The sequence below is a fragment of the Luteococcus peritonei genome (assembly GCF_039526385.1).
Classification (GTDB): domain Bacteria; phylum Actinomycetota; class Actinomycetes; order Propionibacteriales; family Propionibacteriaceae; genus Luteococcus; species Luteococcus peritonei.
The window spans coordinates 182,807-204,809 of record NZ_BAAAIX010000009.1 but is presented as its reverse complement, the minus strand read 5'-3'; the positions used below and the strand labels follow the sequence as shown (position 1 = coordinate 204,809).

General features: G+C 74.1%; 19 protein-coding genes and 2 riboswitches. Of the genes, 11 read left to right on the top strand and 8 right to left on the bottom strand.

What is annotated here, in order from left to right; translation table 11 throughout:
• The first annotated feature begins 145 nt into the window (after window positions 1-145).
• Window positions 146-553, top strand: a complete 408-nt coding sequence (locus tag ABD073_RS04745; RefSeq protein ID WP_343872724.1) for a VOC family protein — start codon at window positions 146-148, stop codon at window positions 551-553.
• Between the two features lie 456 nt (window positions 554-1,009).
• Here the strand turns inward: ABD073_RS04745 and ABD073_RS04740 are convergent, their stop codons facing one another.
• On the bottom strand, window positions 1,010-2,230 hold the full coding sequence (locus ABD073_RS04740; protein ID WP_343872722.1) for a glycosyltransferase: 1,221 nt from the start codon (window positions 2,228-2,230) through the stop codon (window positions 1,010-1,012).
• Window positions 2,231-2,303: 73 nt separating this feature from the next.
• Here ABD073_RS04740 and ABD073_RS04735 point away from each other — a divergent pair, with 73 nt between their 5' ends.
• Window positions 2,304-2,720 carry a rhodanese-like domain-containing protein gene (locus ABD073_RS04735; RefSeq protein ID WP_343872721.1) on the top strand — a complete coding sequence of 139 codons (417 nt, stop codon included), beginning with the start codon at window positions 2,304-2,306 and terminating at the stop codon, window positions 2,718-2,720.
• Between the two features lie 50 nt (window positions 2,721-2,770).
• On the opposite strand, the gene ABD073_RS04730 is transcribed toward ABD073_RS04735, so the two are convergent.
• The 3 genes from ABD073_RS04730 to ABD073_RS04720 form a co-directional block, all read right to left on the bottom strand.
• Complete coding sequence (locus tag ABD073_RS04730; RefSeq protein ID WP_343872720.1) at window positions 2,771-3,664, bottom strand: DMT family transporter; 894 nt, start codon at window positions 3,662-3,664, stop codon at window positions 2,771-2,773.
• A 64-nt stretch (window positions 3,665-3,728) separates the two neighbouring features.
• Entirely contained in the window at window positions 3,729-4,577 is an 849-nt protein-coding gene (locus ABD073_RS04725) for an undecaprenyl-diphosphate phosphatase (RefSeq protein WP_343872718.1), read from the bottom strand.
• 447 nt (window positions 4,578-5,024) lie between these two features.
• Window positions 5,025-5,148, top strand: a riboswitch (cobalamin riboswitch).
• A gap of 71 nt (window positions 5,149-5,219) precedes the next feature.
• Window positions 5,220-5,783 (bottom strand): histidine phosphatase family protein, encoded by a 564-nt coding sequence (locus ABD073_RS04720; RefSeq protein WP_343872716.1) that lies wholly within the window; start codon window positions 5,781-5,783, stop codon window positions 5,220-5,222.
• 23 nt (window positions 5,784-5,806) lie between these two features.
• Here ABD073_RS04720 and ABD073_RS04715 point away from each other — a divergent pair, with 23 nt between their 5' ends.
• From ABD073_RS04715 to ABD073_RS04695, 5 genes are read left to right on the top strand one after another with little or no spacing between them, the layout of a single operon-like run.
• Window positions 5,807-7,045: a cobalamin biosynthesis protein gene (locus tag ABD073_RS04715; RefSeq protein WP_386751657.1), complete on the top strand. Its 1,239-nt coding sequence runs from the start codon at window positions 5,807-5,809 to the stop codon at window positions 7,043-7,045.
• Entirely contained in the window at window positions 7,042-8,526 is a 1,485-nt protein-coding gene (locus ABD073_RS04710; RefSeq protein ID WP_343872713.1) for a cobyric acid synthase, read from the top strand. Before ABD073_RS04715 ends, ABD073_RS04710 begins: the two co-directional genes overlap by 4 nt.
• Window positions 8,526-9,131, top strand: a complete 606-nt coding sequence (gene cobO / locus ABD073_RS04705; RefSeq protein WP_343872711.1) for a cob(I)yrinic acid a,c-diamide adenosyltransferase — start codon at window positions 8,526-8,528, stop codon at window positions 9,129-9,131. The genes ABD073_RS04710 and cobO overlap by 1 nt, the downstream gene beginning before the upstream one ends.
• Entirely contained in the window at window positions 9,128-10,054 is a 927-nt protein-coding gene (cobF, locus tag ABD073_RS04700; RefSeq protein WP_343872709.1) for a precorrin-6A synthase (deacetylating), read from the top strand. Before cobO ends, cobF begins: the two co-directional genes overlap by 4 nt.
• A complete protein-coding gene (locus ABD073_RS04695) occupies window positions 10,051-12,171 on the top strand; it encodes a cobalt-precorrin-6A reductase (protein ID WP_343872708.1) in 2,121 nt (706 codons plus the stop codon). The genes cobF and ABD073_RS04695 overlap by 4 nt, the downstream gene beginning before the upstream one ends.
• Before the next feature lie 49 nt (window positions 12,172-12,220).
• On the opposite strand, the gene cobM is transcribed toward ABD073_RS04695, so the two are convergent.
• From cobM to ABD073_RS04675, 4 genes are read right to left on the bottom strand one after another with little or no spacing between them, the layout of a single operon-like run.
• The gene (gene cobM / locus ABD073_RS04690) at window positions 12,221-12,970 is read right to left on the bottom strand and encodes a precorrin-4 C(11)-methyltransferase (RefSeq protein ID WP_343872706.1); all 750 of its coding nucleotides are present in this window, start codon (window positions 12,968-12,970) and stop codon (window positions 12,221-12,223) included.
• Entirely contained in the window at window positions 12,967-14,589 is a 1,623-nt protein-coding gene (locus ABD073_RS04685; RefSeq protein ID WP_343872704.1) for a precorrin-2 C(20)-methyltransferase, read from the bottom strand. The genes cobM and ABD073_RS04685 overlap by 4 nt, the downstream gene beginning before the upstream one ends.
• The gene (locus ABD073_RS04680) at window positions 14,586-15,248 is read right to left on the bottom strand and encodes a precorrin-8X methylmutase (protein WP_343872702.1); all 663 of its coding nucleotides are present in this window, start codon (window positions 15,246-15,248) and stop codon (window positions 14,586-14,588) included. The genes ABD073_RS04685 and ABD073_RS04680 overlap by 4 nt, the downstream gene beginning before the upstream one ends.
• The gene (locus ABD073_RS04675) at window positions 15,245-16,111 is read right to left on the bottom strand and encodes a nitrite reductase (protein ID WP_343872700.1); all 867 of its coding nucleotides are present in this window, start codon (window positions 16,109-16,111) and stop codon (window positions 15,245-15,247) included. The genes ABD073_RS04680 and ABD073_RS04675 overlap by 4 nt, the downstream gene beginning before the upstream one ends.
• 618 nt (window positions 16,112-16,729) lie before the next feature.
• Window positions 16,730-16,844: riboswitch (cobalamin riboswitch) on the top strand.
• 59 nt (window positions 16,845-16,903) lie between these two features.
• Here ABD073_RS04675 and ABD073_RS04670 point away from each other — a divergent pair.
• From ABD073_RS04670 to ABD073_RS04655, 4 genes are read left to right on the top strand one after another with little or no spacing between them, the layout of a single operon-like run.
• On the top strand, window positions 16,904-19,585 hold the full coding sequence (locus ABD073_RS04670; protein WP_343872698.1) for a cobyrinic acid a,c-diamide synthase CobB: 2,682 nt from the start codon (window positions 16,904-16,906) through the stop codon (window positions 19,583-19,585).
• Complete coding sequence (gene cobT, locus ABD073_RS04665) at window positions 19,582-20,637, top strand: nicotinate-nucleotide--dimethylbenzimidazole phosphoribosyltransferase (RefSeq protein WP_343872696.1); 1,056 nt, start codon at window positions 19,582-19,584, stop codon at window positions 20,635-20,637. Before ABD073_RS04670 ends, cobT begins: the two co-directional genes overlap by 4 nt.
• Complete coding sequence (gene cobU, locus ABD073_RS04660) at window positions 20,634-21,179, top strand: bifunctional adenosylcobinamide kinase/adenosylcobinamide-phosphate guanylyltransferase (protein ID WP_343872694.1); 546 nt, start codon at window positions 20,634-20,636, stop codon at window positions 21,177-21,179. The genes cobT and cobU overlap by 4 nt, the downstream gene beginning before the upstream one ends.
• Complete coding sequence (locus ABD073_RS04655; RefSeq protein WP_343872692.1) at window positions 21,179-21,964, top strand: adenosylcobinamide-GDP ribazoletransferase; 786 nt, start codon at window positions 21,179-21,181, stop codon at window positions 21,962-21,964. The genes cobU and ABD073_RS04655 overlap by 1 nt, the downstream gene beginning before the upstream one ends.
• Window positions 21,965-22,003: the final 39 nt, after the last annotated feature.

The window sequence follows — 22,003 nt, the reverse complement described above, 5'->3', positions numbered from 1 at the left end:
CATCGGCCTTGTGCTGGGCGAGTTGCGCAAGCCCGCCGGGCATCCCTGTGAGCACAGGATTCGGGCATCCTCGAGGTAGCGGGACGTCCGTCCCGCGGGACGGTCAGTGGTTCAGACGTGCACCCCGCCCGATATCTTGTGGGCCATGCCCAACCCCGAGCAGTCCTTCACGCCCGCCCTGTCCGCCGTCACCCTGCTGGTGGAGGACCTGGAGGCCTCGCGCGAGTTCTACTCGCGCACCTTCGACGAGCAGCCGCAGTGGATGGACGACCAGTCGCTGGGCTACAACCTGGGCAGCGTGGTGCTGAACCTGCTGCTCAGCTCCGAGGGCGAGCGGCTGGTCACCCCGGCTCCGGTGGGCGACCGCAGCAGCGGCCTGCGCAGCCAGCTCAGCATCTGGGTGGACGACATCGACACCGTCGTCGAGATCCTCACCGAGCGCGGCGTCAGCTTCGACACGGGCCCCGTGGACCAGCCGTGGGAGATGCGCACGGCCAGCTTCCGTGACCCCGACGGCCACTCCTGGGAGATCGCCCAGGACCTCAGCATCTGACTGCCTGACGCCAGGCCTGGACCCGGCTCACCGCCTTGCCCCGGGCGCCCAGCGGCGGCACGCGGGGTAGCCATCCGAGCAGCTTCCCGCCGAAATCCGGTGCGGATGGGTGGCGAACGGGGAGCCGGCCATCGCTGCGGACCGCGCGGAGAAGATCAGGCCGTCCGGATCTGCCGCGCAGGGTTGCAGGTCTCGGAAGGTGTGCATCCACAACCCCATGCACACACGATTCCGAGTCGCCCCCCGCAGCGATCCGGTGCGGCGGGACCAGCCAACCGCCGCAGGTGCCGCACCACGACCACCAAGGGTTCCAGGCTCGCAGCGCCTCCAGGGCCGGGCGGCCGGAAGACCACCGCCCCGCCCCGTCGCAATCGGCGCGGATGCCGGAGCGTTGATCGGCGCCATCCGGTCCGCCACCAACCACTGGCGGGGCTGGCCTGCGGATCAAGCCACGGGTCAGGACCGCGGCGTCTGGCCGACGATGCGCTCCAGCTCGGCCACCGCAGCCCCGCAACCGTCCTCGACGGCCATCTGCTGGGCGGCCTGACGCGCCGCGGGGGCGAGATCGTCGACCTGTCCCAGCGCCGAGCGCACCTGGGCGGCGGTGACCCGGTGGGCCGGTACCGGACGCGTACCCAGCCCCAGCCGATGGAGCCGATCGCCCCAGTAGGGCTGGTCCGCGGTGATCGGCAGCGGAATGCTGGGCACCCCTGCCCGCACCACCGTGTGACTCGTGCCCGCACCGCAGTGGTGCACCACCGCCCGCACCCGCGGAAAGAGCCAGTCGTGCGGCACCGGGCCCACCACGTGCACCGAGCGGGGCAGGTCCGTCGGCAGTGTCGTCGACCAGCCCGGCGCCAGGATCGCGCGGTGCCCGTCGAGCCCGGCCACCACCTCGGTCAGCACCCGCTGCGGCACCGCCATCGACCCGAAGCCGATGTGCACCGGCGCCGCCCCGTCGGCCAGGAAGGCGGCCAGCGCCTCGTCGGGCTGCCAGTCCTGACCGGTCTCCAGCCGCCACTGGCCGGTCACGCACACCTCCTCGCCGGGTTGCGGGGCGAGCGTCGGTGACCAGGCGCCGAGCTGGCGGTAGTCGCGCCAGACGGTGCGTCGCGACGGCAGGCCCAACCGGGAGCGCGAGCAGTTCACCGTGTCCCGCATGGCATTCCAGGCCACACGGTTGCCCAGCCGGAAGAGCGGGCCCTGCACCGGCGCGGGCACCGCGGGCGGGAGCATCGCGCTCTTGGCCCGGCGGCTGGCGGCGAAGGGTTGGAAGAAGGTGGCCACCACCGGCAGGCCGAGCGCCTCGGCGGCGGTGAAGCCGGCCGGCAGCGAGAGCCCGCTGGAGAGCACCACGTCGGCATCGCTGGCGGCCTCCACCAGGTCCAGGGTCCAGCGGTGCAGGTGCTCGTCGAGCAACCGACGCACCGGCCGGATGCCGCTCAGCGCCAGGGCGCCGCGTCGCACCACGTCACCCATCTCGCCCGGCCCGGCGATCCGCTGGCGCAGGTCACCACCCAGTGGCACGTAGTCGACGCCCACCTGCGCGGCGAGCGGCGCACCGGCCGCGTCGCCGGCCAGCACCATCGAGTGACCCCGGGCGGCCAGCTCACGACCGAGGGCGAGCATGGGGCGCACGTCGCCCTCGGTGCCATAGCTGATCGCCGCGATGCGCATGGCCGCATCCTTGCAGGCCGGGCCGTCGGTTTGGGATCGTCGTGACCACGACGACGTGACGATTGGACGAACCATGGCCAGGACCCCGGGAAGCCCGCTCACCACCTCCGCCGCCGACCTGGTGGCGCAGGCCGAGGAAGGCATCACGACGCTGCAGCGCGAGGAGGTGGAACCGCTGCTCGACAGCCCCGACGTGCTGCTGGTGGACATCCGTGACGTGCGCGAGGTGGAGCGCGAGGGGATGATCCCCGGCGCCAGGCTGGCCCCGCGCGGGATGCTGGAGTTCTGGGTCGACCCCGCCAGCCCCTACTACAAGCCCGAGCTCGACGACGGGCGCCGCCTGGTGCTCTACTGCGGCTCCGGCTGGCGCTCCGCGCTGGCGGCCGAGGTGCTGACCCGGATGGGCCGTGACGACGTCGCCCACCTGGCCGGCGGCTTCAGCGGCTGGAAGCAGGCCGGGCTGCCGGTGGAGCGTCGCGAAAAGCGCTGAACCGAGGGCCCCCGCCGGGAGACCCGGCCGCGGGTCCGAGCACCGGGTGCTCAGCCGCGGTGCGTGAGCAGCACCCCGGCGATCACCACCAGGCCACCCGCCACCTGCGGCCAGACCACCGCCTCGTGCAGCACCAGCAGCGCGATCACCAGCCCGAACAGCGGCACCAGGTTGATCGATGCGGCCACCACGGCGGTGGGCAGGTGGCGCACGGCCAGGGCATAGCAGACCATCGCGAGCACCGAGCAGGCGACGGTCAGCACGGCCACGGCACTGATGGTGGCCACCGGGTGGCGCGGCGCGTGCCAGGTGTGCGCCTCCGTCAGCGCCAGCGGGATGAAGGCCAGCGCGCCCACCCCGTCCTGCCAGAGCACCGTCGTCCACGACGAGTAGCGCCCCACCACCTCGCGCGTCGCGAAGGTGTAGAGCGCCCAGACCACGGCGGCCAGCAGGATCAGCAGGTCACCCCAGAGACGTCGCGGCGCCTCACCGGTGGCCAGCGACCCGCCCAGCAGCGCCGGGCCGAGCACGATCGCCACCGAACCCAGCATCGCCAGCACGATGCCGAGCCAGCCGGCTGGGCTGATCCGCGCCTTGTTGAGCAGCACGTCGGCGATGGCGATCACGGCCGGGAAGGCGGCCGAGAGCAGGGTGGCGTCGGTGGCGGTTGACCAGGCCACGCCCAGGTTCTCGAGCGCGAAGTAGGCGGTGACGCCCAGCAGGCCGCCCAGGGCGAGCTGTCGCGCGTCGCGCGGGGTGGGGCGCTGGAAGCCGCGGGTGAGGGCCAACCAGCCGGCGATCAGCACGGTGGCCAGCAGGAAGCGCACCGTGCCCAGGGTCATCGGGCCGAGGTCCACCAGCGCCACCTTGGTGATGGTGTAGCTGGCGGCGAAGAGCACCATCGAGGTCACCAGCGCCAGCACGGCGCGGCTCCGGTCGGTCATGGTGCTCCTCTCGGGACGACGAAACCGCGCCCCGGGACGGGACGCGGTTCCTGGTGTCGACGGCTCAGTTGGCCGTGATGACGTTGCCGAAGAGCAGGCCGAAGATGGCCAGGCCGAGCAGCACGCGGTAGACCACGAAGCTGGTGAAGGTGTTGCTGGCCACGAACTTCAGCAGCCAGGCGATGGAGGCGTAGGCCACGAAGAAGCTGACCACGGTGCCGATCGCGACGACGCCCCAGCCGATGGTGTGGCTCACGTTGGAGGCCTCGGTGGCGGCCTGGTAGAGGCCGGCGGCGGTCAGCGCCGGGATGCCGAGGTAGAAGGAGAGCTTGGTGGCGGCCAGGCGGTCCAGGCCGCTGAACAGGCCGCCGACGATGGTGGCGCCGGAGCGGGAGACGCCGGGGGCCAGCGAGATGCACTGCACCAGGCCGAGCAGGGCGCCGTCCTTCCAGGTGATGGAGTCGAGGCTGCGCTGCTTGGAGCTGTCCAGCGTGGCGGAGTAGCGGTCGGCGGCGAACATGGCGATCGACCAGACGATCAGGCCGGTGGCCACCACCCACATGGAGCGCAGGGCGCCGGTGATCAGGTTCTCGCCCAGCAGGGCGATGCCGGCGGTGATGACGGTGCCGACGATCACGGCCCAGCCCATGTTGTAGTCGGAGTCACGCTTCGACTCGTTGCGCAGGCCGGCGAACCAGGCCTTCACGATGCGCACGATGTCTCCCCAGAAGTAGATGACGGCGGCCAGGATGGCGCCGATCTGGATGATCGCGGTGTAGGCGGTCACGCCCGGGTCCTCGATGGGCATGCCCATCAGCTTCTCGACGATCGTCAGGTGGCCCGTGCTCGACACCGGCAGGAACTCGGTCACTCCCTCGACGATGCCCAGAATGATCGATTGCCACCAGGTCATGTCATCTCCTCCGTGGCCGTCCCGCCCGTCGGGACCGACCGCGTTTCACATTAAGTGGGATCAACTGGGCTCTCGAACCCCGCTCAGGCCCCGCACAGACTGACCGCAGCGCAGCCTCAGGGCGCCGGCCATGACGCGGAAGTGCTGGCCAGGCGGGAATGAGGCCCGTCCAGAGGCGGCCTGGCCCTGCACCGCACTCCGGTCCCGCGGCGACCTGGACCTGCGCCGCACCCCTGCCCCGCAGCCGCTGGCCGCGACCCGGACACCGGTCGGGCCACTGCCGCACCCTGCGCCCCGTGAGGCCGACCGGGCATTCCCCGGAAAACGACCGCTCGATCAGGTGCCGGTCCCCAGCCCCCGCGCGGCCGGCGGCGCTCGGCGCATCGAGAGGTCGATTTCCGGGGCGGGGGGCGCCTACCCGCGCTGCCGGTGCCAGCTCTCGCTATGGTGTTCCTGCTGGCCACAGGGCCAGTGCCCAGTACCAGCGAAGCCGGTCAGAATCCGGCGCTGTCCCGCAACGGTGATGCTCCCCAAGGAGACGAGCCCGGTCGCCTGGTGGTGGGCGCCAGAACCGCTCCCGGCCGAGGGGCGGACGGTCCCCCGTCCTTCTGCCGCTGACGAAGGACGACGATGCCGCCAGCCTCAGCCAGCCGCGCCCCAGGTGCGCCGCAGCACCTGCCCGTTGGCGACGGCAGGCCACTCCATCTCGCGGTGACCCCGGCCGTCCAGCACGTTGAGCAGGCAGCGGATCAGGTCGCCATGGCTCACCAGCACCAGCGCGTCGGCCGCCGCGTGCTCACGCGCCAGCAGTGCCAGCAGGTTCCGGCAGCGGTGGTGCACCTGCTCGATCGACTCCCCGCCACCCCAGGCCACCTCGGTGACGTGGCGGCCCGGCGGCGTCGGCTCGGCCACCAGCTCGTCGAGGCCCAGCCCCTCCAGCCGTCCCAGGCCCTGTTCCCGCAGCAGGGGCGTCTCCACCATCCGACTGCCCAGCCGGGCCGCCAGCAGAGCGGCGCTCTGCCGGGCGCGCAGCTGGTCACTGGTGAGGACCGGGGTGCCCTGCGGCACCAGCCGGGCCACCTCATCGGCCGCCTGGCGCGCCTGCTGCTGGCCGAGCGCCGTGAGCGGCACGTCCATGGTCTGGCCCTGCAGCCGTCGTTCCAGGTTCCAGGTGCTCTGTCCGTGGCGCACCAGCAGCAGGTCCATGCGTCGAGCCTAGTGGGGGCCCGATGATCGGGCGCGCGGTGGGCCTGGCGCTGGGCACCGCCGCCGACCGGCTGGTGCCTGACCCGCAGCACCACCACCCGGTGGCCTGGTTCGGCAGCTGGGCGGCCTGGCTGGAGCGTCACACCTGGCGCGACGACCGTGCCGCCGGGGCGCTGCACGTGGCGCTCTGCCTGGCGCCGCTGGCGGCGCTCGGGCTGACGGCGGAGGCCGTGGGCCGACGCCATCCGCTGGCACGGGTGGCCACGACGGCCCTGGCCACCTGGGCGGTCACCGGGGGCGCGAGCCTGGCCCGGGAGGGGCGCGTGATGGCCGACCACCTGTCAGCCGGCGACCTGGCTTCGGCCCGGGCACGACTGGGCCACCTGTGCGGGCGGTTGTCCGACGAGCTCGACGAGCCGGAGCTGGCCCGGGCGACGCTGGAGTCGGTGGCGGAGAACACGGCCGACGCGGTGGTCGCCCCGCTCGTCTGGGGCGCCCTCGCGGGGGTCCCGGGGCTGCTGCTGCACCGCGGCATCAACACCCTCGATGCCATGGTGGGCCACCACAACGAGCGCTACGAGCACTTCGGCACGGCCGCCGCGCGTCTCGACGACGCCGCCTGCTGGCCCGCCGCCCGGATCACCGGGGCGCTGGCCTGCCTGCTGGCCGGGGAACGACGTTCCCGGGCCTGGCAGGTGATGCGACGCGACGCCCATGACCACCCGAGCCCCAACGGCGGCTGGTGCGAGTCAGCCTTCGCCGGCGCCCTGGGCGTGCAGCTGGGCGGCCGCAATGTCTATCCGGGTGGGCGCGTGGAGCATCGCGGCCTGCTCGGCGACGGGCCACGTCCCACCGCGGCCGACCTGCGGGCGGGCGTCCGGCTCGAATGTCGCATCCAGTGGGCGGCCACAGCCCTGGCAGCGGCGGCCCTGCTCGCGGTCCCCCGGAAACCGGCCGCTCGACGCCCCCGCCCCTTCCTCGGCGGCCCGGTGGCCGCATCGACGGGTCAATTTCCGGGGCTGGGGCGTGTCTCCGGCATTCCCGCTGCCGGATCAGCTCCGTGGGGCCGGGCCGGTGGCGCCCACGAATCGACGCCGGCCCCGGCACTTCTCGTCCTGCCCCGGAAATCCGCCGCTCGACGCCCCCGCGCCCACCGCAGGGGCCGGATGACCCCATCGGGCGGTCGATTTCCGGGGATGGCCCGGGCCTGCTGCACCAAGGCGTGGCCGCGCCCGACGTGGATGACCCGGGAGGCACGATGAGCGGGCTGCTGGTGGCCGGGACCAGCTCGGATGCGGGCAAGTCGCTGGTGGTGGCGGGCCTGTGCCGGGTCTATGCGCGGCGCGGGATCGACGTGGTGCCCTTCAAGGCGCAGAACATGAGCAACAACTCCATGGTGGTGGGCGACGGCGAGATCGGCCGCGCCCAGTACCTGCAGGCCACCGCGGCCGGGGTGGAGCCGTGCACCGCCATGAATCCAGTGCTGATCAAGCCGGGTACGGACCGTCGCGCCCACGTGGTGCTGCGCGGTCAGCCCGACGGGACGCTGGAGGCCGGCCAGTACGCCACCGGCCGTCGTCACCTGGCCGAGGCCGCCTTCGCCGCCTACCGCGAACTGGAGCAGCGCCACGAGCTGGTGGTCTGCGAGGGCGCCGGCTCCCCCGCGGAGATCAACCTGCGCGTCGGCGACTACGTGAACATGGGGCTGGCCAGGCAGTTCGACCTGCCCGTGGTGCTGGTGGGGGACATCGACCGGGGCGGCATGCTGGCCAGCCTCTACGGCACCTGGGCCCTGCTCGACGAGCCCGACCGGACACTGCTGGCCGGCTACATCGTCAACAAGTTCCGCGGTGACCCCGAGGTGCTGGCCCCCGGCCTGACCGAGATCAGCCGACGCACCGGGCTGCGCAGCTTCGGCGTGCTCAACTGGCTCGACGGGGTCTGGCTGGACAGCGAGGACGCCCTGGCCATCGGCGGCTGGGGCCGCGGCGCACAGACCACGAACCCCTTGCAGGTGGCAGTGCTGCGCTTCCCCCGGGTCAGCAATGCCACCGACGTCGACGCGCTGGCCGCCGAGCCGGGCGTGCGGGTGGAGGTCACCGCCGATCCGCAGGTGGCGCTGGAGGCCGACCTGCTGGTGCTGCCCGGCACCCGCGCCACCACCGACGACCTGGCCTGGCTTCGTCACCTGGGGCTCGACGAGGTGGTGCTGCGCCGCCACGCCCTGGGCCGCCCGGTGCTGGGCATCTGCGGCGGCTACCAGATGCTCGGTGAGCTGGTGGCCGACGAGGTGGAGGGCAGCCGAACCGGTGAGGTGCCGGGGCTGGGCCTGCTGCCGGTACGCACCGACTTCGGCGCCGACAAGGTGCTGGCCCGCCCCTCGGGCAGCTGGCAGGGCCTCACGACCCAGGGCTACGAGATCCACCACGGCATCGTCAGCCGCACCGACCGCGGTCTCACGGACCTGCCATCGGAGCAACGGCCCGAACCCTTCCTCGACGGCTGGCGGGTCGGCGCCACCTGGGGAACGCTGTGGCACGGCGCCCTGGAGCACGACGCCTTCCGTCGCGGCTGGCTGGCCCGCGTCGCGCAGGATGCCGGCCACCCCTGGCGGCCCTGGCCGGACGCCCCTGGCTACGCAGAACGTCGCGAGGCCATGATCACCACGCTCGCCGATGCGCTCGAGTCCCAGGTGGACGTCGACGCGCTGCTGGACCTCACCACCCGATCCCAGGAGGACTGATGCAGGGAACCCCGCCCACCACCGACCCGAAGCTCACCACGCGCCAGCTGCGCCGCCAACCACGGCTGATCGTCAACACCGGCGATGGCAAGGGCAAGTCCACCGCGGCCTTCGGGATGGCGCTGCGCGGCTGGAACCAGGGCTGGTCGATCGGTGTCTACCAGTTCGTGAAGTCGCCCAACTGGCGCACCGGCGAGAAGGCCGCCTTCGCCGCCCTCGACGAGGTGCACCGCCAGACCGGCCAGGGCGGGCCCGTCGAGTGGCATGCCATGGGCGCCGGCTGGACCTGGCTGCGCGCCACCCAGGACGTGGACCAGACCGAGCTGGCGCGGCAGGGCTGGGAGCGGATCAAGCAGCAGCTGGCCGAGCAGACCCACACCCTCTACGTGCTCGACGAGTTCAGCTATGTGCTGGCCAATGGCTGGCTCGACGTCGACGAGGTGCTGCAGACCCTGGCCGAGCGGCCGGGCACCCAGCACGTGGTGATGACCGGGCGCCGGATGCCGCAGCAGGTGATCGATGCCGCCGACCTGGTGACCGAGATGACCAAGCTGAAGCACCCCTTCGACACCGGCGCCAAGGGCCAGGCGGGCATCGAGTGGTGACCCCGGAGCTGCACGCCACGGCGCCGGCGCTGCGGGTGCTGGGGATCGGGATGGGTCCGCAGCACGTGACGCCGGAGGTCTCGGCGGCGCTGCGCGAGTGCGACCAGGTGGTGGCGCTGGACAAGTCGGCGGCCCCGGGCGCGCACGCGGGCCGGGAGGCCGACGAGCAGCTGGCGGTGCGACGGCTGGTGGCCGAGCAGCACGGCGTCGAGCTGGTGGTGGTGCCGGACCCGCCGCGGGACCGCGACCCGTCGGACTACCTGGCGGCGGTGGCGGACTGGCACCGGGCCCGGGTGGAGCGGATCGCGGCGGCGCTGCGCGAGCGCGGCGGACGGACGGCGCTGCTGGCCTGGGGCGACCCCTCGCTCTACGACTCGATGGTGCGGCTGGCCGAGCAGCTGGCCGGCCAGCTGGGTGTGGACTGGGACGTGATGCCGGGGATCAGCGCCCCGCAGCTGCTGGCGGCGCGGCACCGGATCGTGCTGCACCGGGTGGGCGAGCCGGTGCACCTCACCTCGGCGCGACGGCTGCGCGAGGCCGTCGAGGGTGGGCAGCGCAATGTGGTGGTGATGCTGGGCAGCGAGCGGACGTTGGACGAGCTGGCCGGTCTGGCCGACTGGCAGATCTGGTGGGCGGCGAACCTGGGCTGTGACGGCGAGCGGTTGGTGGCCGGGCGCATCGACGAGGTACTCGACCAGGTGCGCCAGGCACGTCGGGCGGCGCTGGAGCAGGACGGGTGGGTGATGGACATCGCGCTGGTGCGCGCCCCGGATGAATCGGCGCTGCCGGCCAGCCCGGAGGAGTCCGCAGCCCCGGGCGGTACGCGGGAATCCGCGGAGCAGCCGGTCGCGGAGGCATCGGTGCCCCGAACCCACCCAGCCCCCGGCACCCTGGGCGCATCGGCCCCTGAGGAGCGGCGATGAGGCTCCTGCTGCTGGGCGGCACCAGCGAGGGACGCGAGCTGGCGGCGATGCTGCAGGGCACCGGCGTCGAGCTGGTCAGCTCGCTGGCGGGGCGGGTGGACCGGCCCCGGCTGCCGGTGGGCGAGGTGCGGATTGGTGGCTTCGGCGGGGTCGAGGGGCTGCGCCGGGCGCTGGCCGACTTCGACGCCGTGGTCGACGCCACCCATCCGTTCGCGCAAGGGATGAGCCGGCATGCCGCGCTGGCCTGCGCCGACCCGCTGCCCGACGGGCGCAGGCTTCCGCTGGTGCGCCTGGAGCGGCCGGGCTGGCCCGTCGACGAGGCCTGGCACCTCGCCGACGACCACGATCAGGCCGCCGAGCTGGCCGCGACGCTGGGCCGTCGCCCCTTCATCACGGTGGGTCGCCAGGAGCTGGCCCGCTTCGTCCCGGCGCTCGGCGAGCTGGCCGTGCTGGCGCGGGTGGTGCAGCAGCCGGACCTGACGCTGCCCGAGGCCTGGCGCCTGGTCACCAGCCGCGGGCCGTACAGCCTCGACGGCGAGCTGGCGCTGATCCGCGAGCACGGTGCTGACGTGCTGGTCACCAAGGACTCCGGCGGCAGCTACACCTGGCCGAAGATGCAGGCCGCCGCCCAGCTCGGGCTGCCCGTGGTGGTGGTGCGACGCCCCGACCCCGCCGATGGCGTCGAGACCGTCCACGACGTGACGGCCGCCCGCGACTGGGTGCTGGCGCTCGCCTCCGGCACGCATGGTGAAGAGGCGAGGTGGGCAGACGGTGGGGCGGAGCAGGATCCCCAGCCGTCGGCACCCGAGACCGCGCCCGGCATCACCGAGCCGCGGCAGGTCGACGGGTCCGGCAGCCCCACGGCCCCTGACCCGACGCTGCCATCCTCCCCAGAACCGCCGCCCACACCGGATTCCCCACGCCTGCTGGTCCTGGGCGTCGGGGCCGAGGGCTGGGAGGGCCTGCCCTCGGCCGCCCGTGAGCGGGTGCTGGGCGCCGAGGTGGTGCTGGGCGGCGCCCGTCACCTGGCGATGCTGCCCGAGACCCCCGGCCAGCAACAACTGACCTGGCCCAGCCCGCTGCGCGAGAACCTGCCCTCGCTGCTCGACGGCCTGGCCGGGCGCCGCATCGTCGCGCTGGCCTCCGGCGACCCGATGGTCTCCGGGATCGGCTCGACGCTGGTGGACCTGCTGGGCGCCGATCGGGTGGAGGTCTGGCCCGCGACCAGCTCGGTGGCCCTGGCCCGGGCCCGGATGGGCTGGTCGGCGGAGTCCTGCGCCGTGGTGAGCGTGGTGGGCCGACCGCTGGAGCTGGTGCTGCGCGAGCTTTCACCCGGTCGTCGGCTGCTGGTGCTGGGCAGTGACGAGACCACGCCCGAGCGGCTGGCCGCGCTGCTGGTGGCGGTGGGCCATGGCGAAGCCGAGGTCACCGTGCTGGGCGACCTGGGCTCGCCGCAGGAGTCACGACGCAGCGGCCGGGCACAGGACTGGCAGGGCGCCTCTCCGCGGCTGGCGGTGCTGGCGGTGCAGTGCGGTCCCGGTCCGCAGGCGCTGGTCGGCTGGTCGGCGGGGCTGCCCGACGAGGCCTTCGAGAACGACGGCCAGATCACCCGACGCGACATCCGCGCCTCGGCGCTGGCCCGGCTGCAGCCGCAGCCGGGCGAGCACCTGTGGGATGTCGGGGCCGGGTCGGGTTCGGTGGGCATCGAGTGGATGCGAGCCCACCCCAGCTGCCGCACCACCGCGGTGGAGGCCCACCCGGAGCGGGCCGCGCGGGCGGCGCGCAATGCGGCCGCGCTGGGCGTGCCCGGGCTGCGCGTCGTCGAGGGTGCCGCGCCTGAAGCGCTGGCCGGTCTGGATGCTCCCGACGCGGTCTTCATCGGCGGCGGCGCGACCGTGCCGGGCGTGGTGCAGGCCTGCTTGGCGGCCCTGCCCCCGGGCGGTCGGATCGTGGTGCACGCGGTGACCCTGGAGAGCGAGCTGCTGCTGGCCCGGCTGCACGGCGAGCACGGTGGGGAGCTCACCCGGATCAGTCTGGAGAGCTCGGCACCCCTGGGCCGCTTCACCGGCTGGACGCCGGCCCGCACCATCACGCAGTGGTTCTGGCAGCTGCCCTGAGCACGCTCCAGCTCCCGGTGCCGCCGGCCAGGCCCGCTGCCGCGGCGGTTCAGTCCGCGCGGCGCCGTTCCCGCGTCGGGTCGTAGAGGAAGGACTCTGTGCCCTGCCCGGCGGCCAGGGCGCGGCCCACCAGGATCACCGCGGCCTGGCGCAGGCCGGCGGCCTCCACCTGGTCGGCGATGTCGGCGACGGTGCCGCGCAGCACCAGCTCGTCGGGCTGGCTGGCGCGGTGCACCACGACGACGGGGCAGTCGGCGCCGTGGCTGGGCAGCAGGCGCTCCATCAGCTCGCGGCACCGGGTGATGGCCAGGTGCAGCACCAGCGTCGCTCCGGTGGCGGCGAAGGCCTCCAGGCTCTCCCCCTCGGGCATCGCGGTGGAGCGGGCCTGGGTGCGGGTCAGCACCACCGACTGGGCCAGCAACGGCACGGTCAGCTCCCGGCCCACCAGGGCGGCCGCCGCGGCATAGGCCGGCACGCCGGGGGTGCAGTCCCAGGCCACGCCGGCGGCGTCGAGTCGTCGGGTCTGCTCGTGCAGCGCCGAGTAGACGCTCAGGTCGCCGGAGGCCAGCCGCACCACCTGCAGGCCTTCCCGGTCGGCCTGCACCATCACCTCGGTGATCTGGTCCAGGTCCATCCGCTGGGTGTCCACCAGCCGCGCCCCGGCACCGGCATGGGCCAGCACCTCCGGGTCCAGGTAGGTGCCCGGATAGAGCACCACGTCGGCCTCGGCGAGCAGCCGGGTGGCGCGCACGGTGAGCAGGTCGGCGGCGCCAGGACCGGCTCCGACGAAGTGGATCATCGCTGCCCTCCCGCGGTCTCGACGCCCGCTGCCTCGACGCTCGAAGCAGCATCGTCCGGCACGAAGCGCGGGCTCCAGACCCCCGCCGGCGAGACGCGGGTGCCCTCGCAGCCCACGATGACCAGGCACTTCATGTCGATCGTGCTGCTGTCCAGCTGGCCCAGGCTGGTCACCCGCAGCTCCTCCTCGCTGCGGCCCACGTCGCGGCCCACCACGACGACGGTCTCGGGACCGCGCTCCTCCAGCAGCGCCAGCCGCGCCCGCTCGATCTGCTCGGTGCGTGAGCGGGAGGCCGGGTTGTAGAGCGCCAGCACCAGGTCGGCCCGGGCGGCATGGCGCAGCCGCTGCTCCACCACCGGCCAGGGCTTGAGCCGGTCCGAGAGCGAGATGACGGCAAAGTCGGCGCCGATCGGGGCCCCGGCGCGCGCGGCCACCGCCTGCACCGCGCTCACCCCGGGCAGCACCCGGATCGGCACACGGTGGAAGCGCGGGTCCTCGGCCGCCTCGAAGACGGCCGCGGCCATGCCGAAGATCCCGGCGTCGCCACCGCTGACCACGGCCACCCGCTCACCGGCCAGGGCCAGCTCCAGCGCCTCGCGGGCCCGGTCCACCTCGACGGTGTTGCCGGAGGCATGGCGCACCAGCCCGGGGCGCTGCGGCACCCGGTTCACATAGGACCCGTAGCCCACGACGTGCCCCACCCCGGCCAGCGCCTCGGTGACCTCGGGGGTGATCCAGCGCTCCGGGCCGGGACCCAGACCGACGACCAGCAGCTCGGCGGGGGCGTCGGTGGTCGCCGATGCCTCGGGGCCGGGGACCGCCGCCGGGCGATCACCAGTCGTCACCGACGCCTGGGGTGCGTCCGCCGCAGAGTCCCCTGCAGTCCGGGAGCGTGTGCCGTTGAGCGCGTCGCCGGGCACCACGATCAGGCTGAAGTAGGGCACGGTGGCGGGGTCCACCTCGGCCACCGGCAGCCAGCGCTGCTCCGGCATCGAGGCGCGCTCCACGTAGACCGCGCCGTCGAGCCGGCCGGCGGACTCCAGGGCACGGCGCACCGACGGGAAGGTGCGGCCCAGCTTCATGATGATGGCGCCGTCGGTGTCGGCCAGGCGTCGGGCCAGCTCCGGCTCCGGCAGGGTGCCGGGCAGGATCGAGAGCACGTCGCGCTGGCGCACCAGCGGGCTGGCGACGGCCGCGGTGGCGGCGGCGAAGGCGGGCACGCCGGGCACCACCTCCACCTCGAAGCGGTCGGCCAGCCGGTCGAACATGTACATGAACGAGCCGTAGAGCATCGGGTCGCCCTCGGCCAGCAGCACCACGTCGCGTCCGGCCGCCAGGTGCACCGCGAGCCGTTCCGCGGCCTCGGTGTAGAAGTCGGCCATGGCGCCCTCGTAGCCGCCCCGATGGCTGGTGGCGCCGGTGGTCACCGGATAGGTCAGGGCCTCCTCCAGCACGCCGGCGGGGATCAGGTCGGCCACCACCCGTCGGGCATTCGACGGCTTGCCCGCGGCATGGTGCCAGGCCACCACGTCGGCCTGGGCGATCAGCCGGGCGGCCTTCAGGGTCACCAGTTCCGGGTCGCCGGGGCCCACCCCGACGCCGTGCAGCCGTCCGCTCATTCCTGCTCCTGGGCCAGTGCGTTGAGTGCCGAGCAGGTGATCGCCGAGCCACCCCGACGCCCCCTGACGGTCACGAAGGGGATGTCGATGCCGTGCTCGTCGGCCAGGTCGGCCAGCGCCTGCTTGGACTCGGCGGCACCGATGAAGCCCACCGGGCAGCCGACGATCGCGGCCGGGCGCGGGGCGCCGTCGATGAGCATCTCCAGCAGGTGGAACAGGGCGGTGGGGGCGTTGCCGATGGCGACGACGGCGCCGGCCAGCCGGTCGGTCCAGAGCTGGACGGCGGCGGCGCTGCGGGTGGTGCCCCAGTCGCGCGCCAGGTCCGGCACGTGCGGGTCGCCGAGCAGGCAGAGCACCTCGTTGTCGGCGGGCAGCCGTCGCCGGGTGACGCCGGAGGCCACCATCTGCGCATCGCACAGGATGGGCGCCCCGGCCTGCAGGGCGCCGCGCGCGGCCCGGACCAGGTGGGGGTGCACCACCAGGTCCTGGGCCAGGTCCACCTGGCCGCTGCCGTGGATCATCCGCACCGCCATCTTCTCCGCGTCGGCGGGGATGCGGGAGAGGTCGGCCTCACGGCGGATGGTGGCGAAGGAGTCGAGGTAGATGGCCTCGCCCAGCGGCTGGTAGTCGTAGCGACGGGTGGGTGGGCGCAGGCTCATGCGACGGCCTCGCGCTCGACGACGGGTGGCGGCACCAGCACCCCGTGCCAGGGGGTGACCAACAGCTGGTCGACGCCGGTGGTGATCCGCTCCACCTGCGCCGCATCCAGGCCGGCCTCGCCGAAGGGCTCGTGGCGCCAGCCCGGGGCCTGCTCCACCGGGCCGAAGGGCAGGGAGCCGAGCACCGGCGGGAGTCCCGGCTCGGGCGACTGCGGCGGCCGGAAGCCGGTCTCCATCTCGGCGACGTGCCAGGGCGCGGTGGGCTGCTCGCCACGTTTCGCGACGAAGGCGGCGGCGAGCTCCACCAGGATCCCGGGGGCCCGGTCCAGCTCCACCACGTCGCCCCATCCGCTGCCGATGCGCAGCTGGCCGATCCGCTCGTCGAGGGCGACGATGCCCAGGTCGCAGGGGTGGGCCAGCACATCGCCGCGCCCGTCGTCGAGCACGAACAGGAACTTGCCGGGCAGGCCGGTGAGGCTGTCGTAGGCCAGCAGCAGGCGGTCCAGCTCGTCCACCAGGCCGCGCAGGTCCGCGCGACCGCCGGCGATGCCGGTGAGCGGGCTGGCCATGATGTTGCGCACCAGGTCGTGGCGGGGCGAGGGCAGCAGGCCGGTGGCGGTGATGGCGGCCAGCGCCTCGGGGCGCAGGTGGCCGGTGCCGTCGTCGCCGAAGGCGCGCAGCTGCAGGTTGGCGCGATTGGTGCTGCGCACGATCCCGTCGCCGAAGTCCTGGGAGGCGCGGGAGAGCTGGCGCAGCTGATCGGTGGTGAGGCGGCCGGCGACCAGCCGGATCCGTACCAGCAGGCCGTCGTCGGCGGGCCAAGGGCGCAGCACGCCGGGGCAACGATCGGGTCGGGTCCTCACAGTGCCACCCCCTCGATGCCGCAGGGACGGACGGAGCGGGTGGCGTGCCGGGGCACGCGGGGTACAGCGTTCATGGCTTCTCCTGACGAGATGACGCGTCTCGTGGTCGGGGACGACCATGGCGGGCGAGTTCCTGACTCCCGGCCCCGTGGGGCTGGCTACAGTGGCGCGACCGTGCCGGCTCAACCGGCTTCCTCGCGTCGCCATGGTGGCGTGTGGACTTGTCAGCCGCTGGTGCGGCTGGCGACATCATGGCACAGCCCGACGGGCCCGCGACGGGTGGGGTGCGCGGCAGGTCCCGATCACGGCCGGGCCATCCGGATCACCCCTGCTGCAGCAGCCGCGACGTGCACCGTACGGCCGCGATCCGGGGGCGAGCACCCACGCCGCCGCCTGGCACCGGATCCTCCTGGCGGTTCCTCGAAGTGTGTATGGGGGTGTGTATGCGCACACGCGGAAGCCACCCTTGTCCAGCGTCCTGGCACGCGCCGCAGCCTCGCTCCTGGGCTCGGGGCCGCCATCACCTCACCGCCGCACCGGCCGCGCGTGCCACCAACCTCCACAACCCACCTGCTCCCCGGCTCGTCCGGGCCGCCCGCTAGGGTGGGATCCGCTGGCCTCCCGGCCAGTGCACCAGGTCCAGCGAAGCCGGTCAGAACCCGGCGCTGTCCCGCAACGGTGATGCCCCTGCACGGGGACGAGCCCGGTCGCCTGTCTGGTGCGCCTTGACCGCTCCCGGCCCAGGGGCGGACGGTTCCCGTCGCCCCTTCGCCGCCCGTCGCGAAGGACGACATGCGCGCCACTCCCCTGCCACCCCGCCTGGTGGTCTCCGCCACCGCCTCGGGGCACGGCAAGACCACGGTGGCCGTCGGGCTGATGGCGGCACTGCGCGAGCGCGGCCTGCAGGTGGCCCCCGCCAAGGTGGGCCCCGACTACATCGACCCCGGCTACCACGCGCTCGCCACCGGCCGCCCCGGTCGCAACCTCGACCCGCACCTGTGCGGCACCGAGCTGGTGGCCCCGCTCTTCGCCCACGGCGCCGCCGGTGCCGAGGTGGCCGTCATCGAGGGCGTGATGGGCCTGTTCGACGGGCGGCTGGGCACCGACCCGGTGGGTCGCAAGGCCTTCGGCTCCACCGCCCATGCCGCCGGCCTGGTGCGCGCCCCCGTCGTGCTGGTGCTGGACGCCTCGCACTCCTCGCGCACGCTGGCCGCCGAGGCGCTGGGCATGGCCCGTTATGACGACGTGGACGTGGCCGGCGTGGTGCTGAACCACACTTCCAGCCCGCGCAACATCGCCGAGTGCCGTCGCGCCCTGGACGAGGTGGGCATCGGGCTGCTGGGAGCTCTGCCGCGCGACCCGGACCTGGTCACGCCCTCGCGCCACCTCGGCCTGGTGCCCGCCGCCGAGCGCGAGCAGGCCGCCGCGATGGTGGAGCACGCGGGCCGGCTGGTGGCCGAGCACCTGGACCTCGACGCGGTGCTGCGCGTCGCCCGTTCTGCCCCGGAGGTCATGGTGGAGCCGTGGGACCCCTCGACGGTGGTGCGCCCGGTGGACGGCCGGCCGCGGGTGGCGGTGGCCGGCGGGCGCGCCTTCACCTTCCGCTATCCCGAGACCGTCGAGCTGCTGCAGGCCGCGGGCTGCGAGGTGGTGGACCTCGACCCGCTCACCGACACCTGCCTGCCGCCCGGCACCAGCGCCCTCTACCTGGGCGGCGGCTTCCCCGAGCTGCACGCCGACCAGCTCGCCGCCAACCTGCCGCTGCGCGAGCAGGTACGAGACCTGGTAGGCGCCGGGCTGCCCACCGTCGCCGAGTGCGCCGGCCTGCTCTATCTGTGCCGCAGCATCGACGGCCGACCGATGAGCGGGGCCCTCGACCTCACCGCCCGCATGGCCCCGCGACTGCAGCTGGGCTACCGCACCCCGGTGGCCGTCGGCGACACCCTGCTGGCCGATGCCGGGCAGCAGGTGGCCAGCCACGAGTTCCACCGCACCGTCGTCGAACTGGCGGGACCCGAGAAGGCAGCGCCCGACGGCGGCGGGAGCCGGATCACCCCGGCCTGGCAGCTGGGTGAGGCCGAGACGCTCGACGGACTGAGCGCCGACCCGGCCGGCACCGGCCGGCCCACCGTGCACGCCAGCTACCAGCACCTGCACTGGGCCGGCTTCCCGCAGGCCGCCCAGCGGCTGGCCCTCGCCGCCGCCGACTGGGCCACGCACCATCCCTTGCCAGCAGGAGATGCGGCCGCTTCGGGTGCCTCGGAGGAGGGCGCGGGCATCGCCCCGGAGGAAGGGCGCGCGGTCGCCCCGAATCTCCCAGCCGGTGACGCCACGAGGGTCGGCCACGACACCGCGCGGGCCCACAGCGCGACGCCCGACGCCCGCACCCCGTTGGGGGACGGTGTCCGCATCCCGTTGGACGGTGCCCGCACCACCAGGCACGATGGCCGCACCACCTCCCCCGACCTCACCCACCACGGCGACGCCGACCTGGCCGAAGGGCTGGTGGACCTGGCGGTGAACGTGCGCCGCACCGCCCCGCCCGGCTGGCTCGCCGAGCAGCTGGCCCGCCCGGAGACCTGGGCCCCCTATCCCGACGCCCGCCAGGCCCGCGAGGCCCTGGCCGGACGCCACGGCGTCGCCCCCGAGATGGTGCTGCCCACCTCCGGCGCTGCGGAGGCCTTCGCCCTGGTGGCCCGCGCCCTGCCGATCCGCCAGTCGCTGGTGGTGCACCCGCAGTTCACCGAGCCCGAGCACGCCCTGCGGCTGGCCGGCCACCTGCCGCGTCGCCTGCTGTTGGAGCCGCCCTTCCGGCTGCACCCCGAACTGGTGGATCCCACGGCCGACCTGGTGGTGGTGGGCAATCCCACCAATCCCACCGGCGTGCTGCACCCCGCCGCCGTCCTGCAGCAGCTGCGCGCCCCCGGCCGGGTGCTGCTGGTGGACGAGGCCTTCATGGATGCCCTGCCCGGGGAGCCGGAATCGCTGGTGGGCCAGGACATGACCGGCCTGCTGGTGACCCGCTCGCTCACCAAGACCTGGGGCCTGGCCGGGATCCGCGCCGGCTACGTGGTGGGCGACCCGGAGCTGGTGGCCCGGCTGGAGCGCCAGCAGAGCCCCTGGGCGGTCTCCACCCCGGCCCTGGCCGCCATGATCGGCTGCTCCACGCCGGAGGCACTGGCCTTCGCCCGGGCCGACCTGGGGCTGCTGGAGCAGCAGCGTCGCCTGCTCGTCGACGAACTCACCCGGATCGGGCTGCCGCCGGTGGCCAAGCCCTGTGCCCCCTTCGTGCTGGTGGACACCGGCCGGCTCGGCTCGGTGCGCGAATCCCTGGCCACACGGGGATTCGCGGTGCGACGCGGGGACAGCTTCCCCGGCCTCGGCCCGCAGTGGATCCGGCTCGCGGTGCGCGACGAGACCACCACCCGCGCCCTGGTGGGCGCCCTCGAAGACCTGATGGAAGGACACCGATGACCACCCTGTACGAGGCCACCCTGGCCGCGATCACCCCCGTCGACGAGCAGGCCCGCGCCGCCGCCGAGGCCCACCAACTGCAGCTCACCAAGCCCGCCGGGGCCCTCGGTGAGCTGGAGACGCTGGGCAACCAGCTCGCCGCCATCGCCCGCACCTGCCCGCCACCGGTGCCCGAGGCCGGCCTGGTCTGCGTCTTCGCCGGCGACCACGGGGTGCAGGCGCAGGGCGTCTCCCCCTGGCCGCAGGAGGTCACCCGCCAGATGGCGGCCAACATCGCCGCCGGTGGCGCCGGGGTGAACGTGATCGCCCGTGCCGCCGGGGCCGCGGTGCGGATCGTCGACGTGGGCATGCTGCAGGCCGTCGACGGGGTGCGCGACGAGCGGCTGGCCGCCGGCACCCAGGACCTGAGCCAAGGGCCGGCGATGACCCGGGAGCAGGCGCTGGCTGCCGTCGAGGTGGGGATCAGCACGGCCCAGCAGGCGGTGCGCGACGGCTTCGACGTGCTGGTGCCGGGCGAGGTGGGGATCGGCAACACCACCCCCGCCGCGGCGCTGACCAGCGTCTTCACCGGCCTGGACCCGGAGCTCACCACCGGCCGTGGAGCTGGGGCGCCCGATCCGATGCTGGCCCACAAGGTGGCCACCATCCGTCGCGGTATCGAGGTGAACCGGGCCGTCGCCGGCGACCCGATCGGCGCCCTGGCCGCCGTCGGCGGATTCGAGCACGCCGCCGTCGTGGGCCTGCTGCTGGGCGCGGCGGAGCAGCGGGTTCCGGTGGTGCTGGACGGCGCGATCGCCTGCGCGGCGGCCCTGGTGGCGGTGGCCCTGTGCCCCGCGGTGCAGGGCTACTTGGTGGCCGGCCACGAGGGCGCCGAACCCGGTATCCGACGGGCCTGCGAGCAGCTGGGCCTGCGCCCGGTGCTGAGCCTGGGCCTGCGGCTCGGCGAGGGCACCGGCGGCGCACTGGCACTGCCCGTCGTCGCCACCGCGGCCCGCGTCCTGGGCGAAATGGCCACCTTCGCCTCCGCCGGCGTCACCGAGGAGCACGCATGAGCCGCAGCCTGGTGCTCGGCGGCGCCCGCTCCGGCAAGTCCACCCATGCCGAGGCGCTGGTGGCCCCCGCCCCGGCGGTGGACTACGTCGCCACCTCCGCCGTCGACCCCGACGATGCCGAGTGGGTGGAGCGGATCGCGCTGCACCAGGCCCGACGCCCCGCACACTGGCGCACCCTGGAGACCGCCGACGTGGCCGCGGTGCTGGGTGACTCCTCCGATGCTGTGGTGCTGGTGGACTGCCTGGGCGTCTGGCTCACCCGGATGATGGACGAGTGCGGCATCTGGGAGGGCGAGCGGCCCTGTGAGGCGGCGCGCGAGCGGCTGCAGCAGCGGGTCGACGCGCTGGTGGCCGCCATCGAACAGACCTCCCGCGAGGTGGTGCTGGTGAGCAACGAGGTGGGCCAGGGGGTGGTGCCGGCGCACTGGTCGGGGCGCTTCTTCCGCGACCAGCTGGGCATCCTGAACACCCGGGTGGCCGCCGCCTGCGAGCGCGTCGTCTTCTGCATCACCGGGATCCCGATGACCATCAAGGACGCCTGATGCGCTCCCTGCTGCAGGCGCTGGGCATGTTCACCCTGCTGCCGGTCGGCGAGGTGCTGGAGGTGGACCGTCCGGTGGCCCGTCGGCTCATGCTGGCCCTGCCCTGGGCCGGTCTGGTCTGCGGCCTGGCCAGCGGCGCGGCGGCCGGGCTGGTGCTGGCCTGCGGGGCAGGGAGTGCGCTGGCGGCGATGGCTGCCCTGGCCACGCTGGCCGGGATCACCGGCGCCATGCACCTGGACGGGGTGGCCGACACCGCCGACGGACTGGCCTCCCGCAAGGCGCCCGAGGAAGCCCTGGCATTGATGAAGCGCTCCGACATCGGCCCGATGGGGGTCGCGACCGTGGTGCTGGTGCTGCTGCTGCAGGCCGCAGCCCTGGTCTCCTTGGGTGCGGCGGCAGCCGGCTGGCTGGTGGCGGCGGCGGTCTGCCTGCCGATGGTGGGACGGATCGGGGTGGTGCTGGCGACGGTGCGCGGCATCCCGGGTGCCCGGCCGGGTGGCTTCGGCGTCCTGTTCACGGGCGTCACCTCGCCGGCAGCGGCCGCCGTGGACGCGCTGGCCGCGCTGCTGGCCTGTGCTGCCGCGGGCTTCCTGGCCTCCGGCCCCGCCCTGGCCGTGGTGCTGCCGGTGGCCGCTACCCTGTCCTGGCTGATGGCGGCGCTGTGGCAGCGTCACCTGCTGCGCCGCCTGGGCGGGCTCACCGGCGACACCTTCGGCTCGCTGGTGGAAGTGGGCCAGACCTGCTTCGTCCTGCTGGCCGCCCTGGCCGCGGGCCGTCTCGCCTGACCAGACCGGCCGTTTGGGCGCACCGGCCGTCCCGTCCGG

Coding starts and splice junctions, on each gene's coding strand:
- ABD073_RS04695 (WP_343872708.1), top strand. CDS start 10,051: ATGAGGCTCCTGCTGCTGGGCGGCACCAGCGAGGGACGCGAGCTGGCG.
- ABD073_RS04710 (WP_343872713.1), top strand. CDS start 7,042: ATGAGCGGGCTGCTGGTGGCCGGGACCAGCTCGGATGCGGGCAAGTCG.
- cobU (WP_343872694.1), top strand. CDS start 20,634: ATGAGCCGCAGCCTGGTGCTCGGCGGCGCCCGCTCCGGCAAGTCCACC.
- cobM (WP_343872706.1), bottom strand. CDS start 12,970: ATGATCCACTTCGTCGGAGCCGGTCCTGGCGCCGCCGACCTGCTCACC.
- cobT (WP_343872696.1), top strand. CDS start 19,582: ATGACCACCCTGTACGAGGCCACCCTGGCCGCGATCACCCCCGTCGAC.
- ABD073_RS04745 (WP_343872724.1), top strand. CDS start 146: ATGCCCAACCCCGAGCAGTCCTTCACGCCCGCCCTGTCCGCCGTCACC.
- ABD073_RS04720 (WP_343872716.1), bottom strand. CDS start 5,783: ATGGACCTGCTGCTGGTGCGCCACGGACAGAGCACCTGGAACCTGGAA.
- ABD073_RS04730 (WP_343872720.1), bottom strand. CDS start 3,664: ATGACCGACCGGAGCCGCGCCGTGCTGGCGCTGGTGACCTCGATGGTG.
- ABD073_RS04685 (WP_343872704.1), bottom strand. CDS start 14,589: ATGAGCGGACGGCTGCACGGCGTCGGGGTGGGCCCCGGCGACCCGGAA.
- ABD073_RS04725 (WP_343872718.1), bottom strand. CDS start 4,577: ATGACCTGGTGGCAATCGATCATTCTGGGCATCGTCGAGGGAGTGACC.
- ABD073_RS04735 (WP_343872721.1), top strand. CDS start 2,304: ATGGCCAGGACCCCGGGAAGCCCGCTCACCACCTCCGCCGCCGACCTG.
- ABD073_RS04680 (WP_343872702.1), bottom strand. CDS start 15,248: ATGAGCCTGCGCCCACCCACCCGTCGCTACGACTACCAGCCGCTGGGC.
- ABD073_RS04670 (WP_343872698.1), top strand. CDS start 16,904: ATGCGCGCCACTCCCCTGCCACCCCGCCTGGTGGTCTCCGCCACCGCC.
- cobO (WP_343872711.1), top strand. CDS start 8,526: ATGCAGGGAACCCCGCCCACCACCGACCCGAAGCTCACCACGCGCCAG.
- ABD073_RS04715 (WP_386751657.1), top strand. CDS start 5,807: ATGATCGGGCGCGCGGTGGGCCTGGCGCTGGGCACCGCCGCCGACCGG.
- ABD073_RS04655 (WP_343872692.1), top strand. CDS start 21,179: ATGCGCTCCCTGCTGCAGGCGCTGGGCATGTTCACCCTGCTGCCGGTC.
- ABD073_RS04740 (WP_343872722.1), bottom strand. CDS start 2,230: ATGCGCATCGCGGCGATCAGCTATGGCACCGAGGGCGACGTGCGCCCC.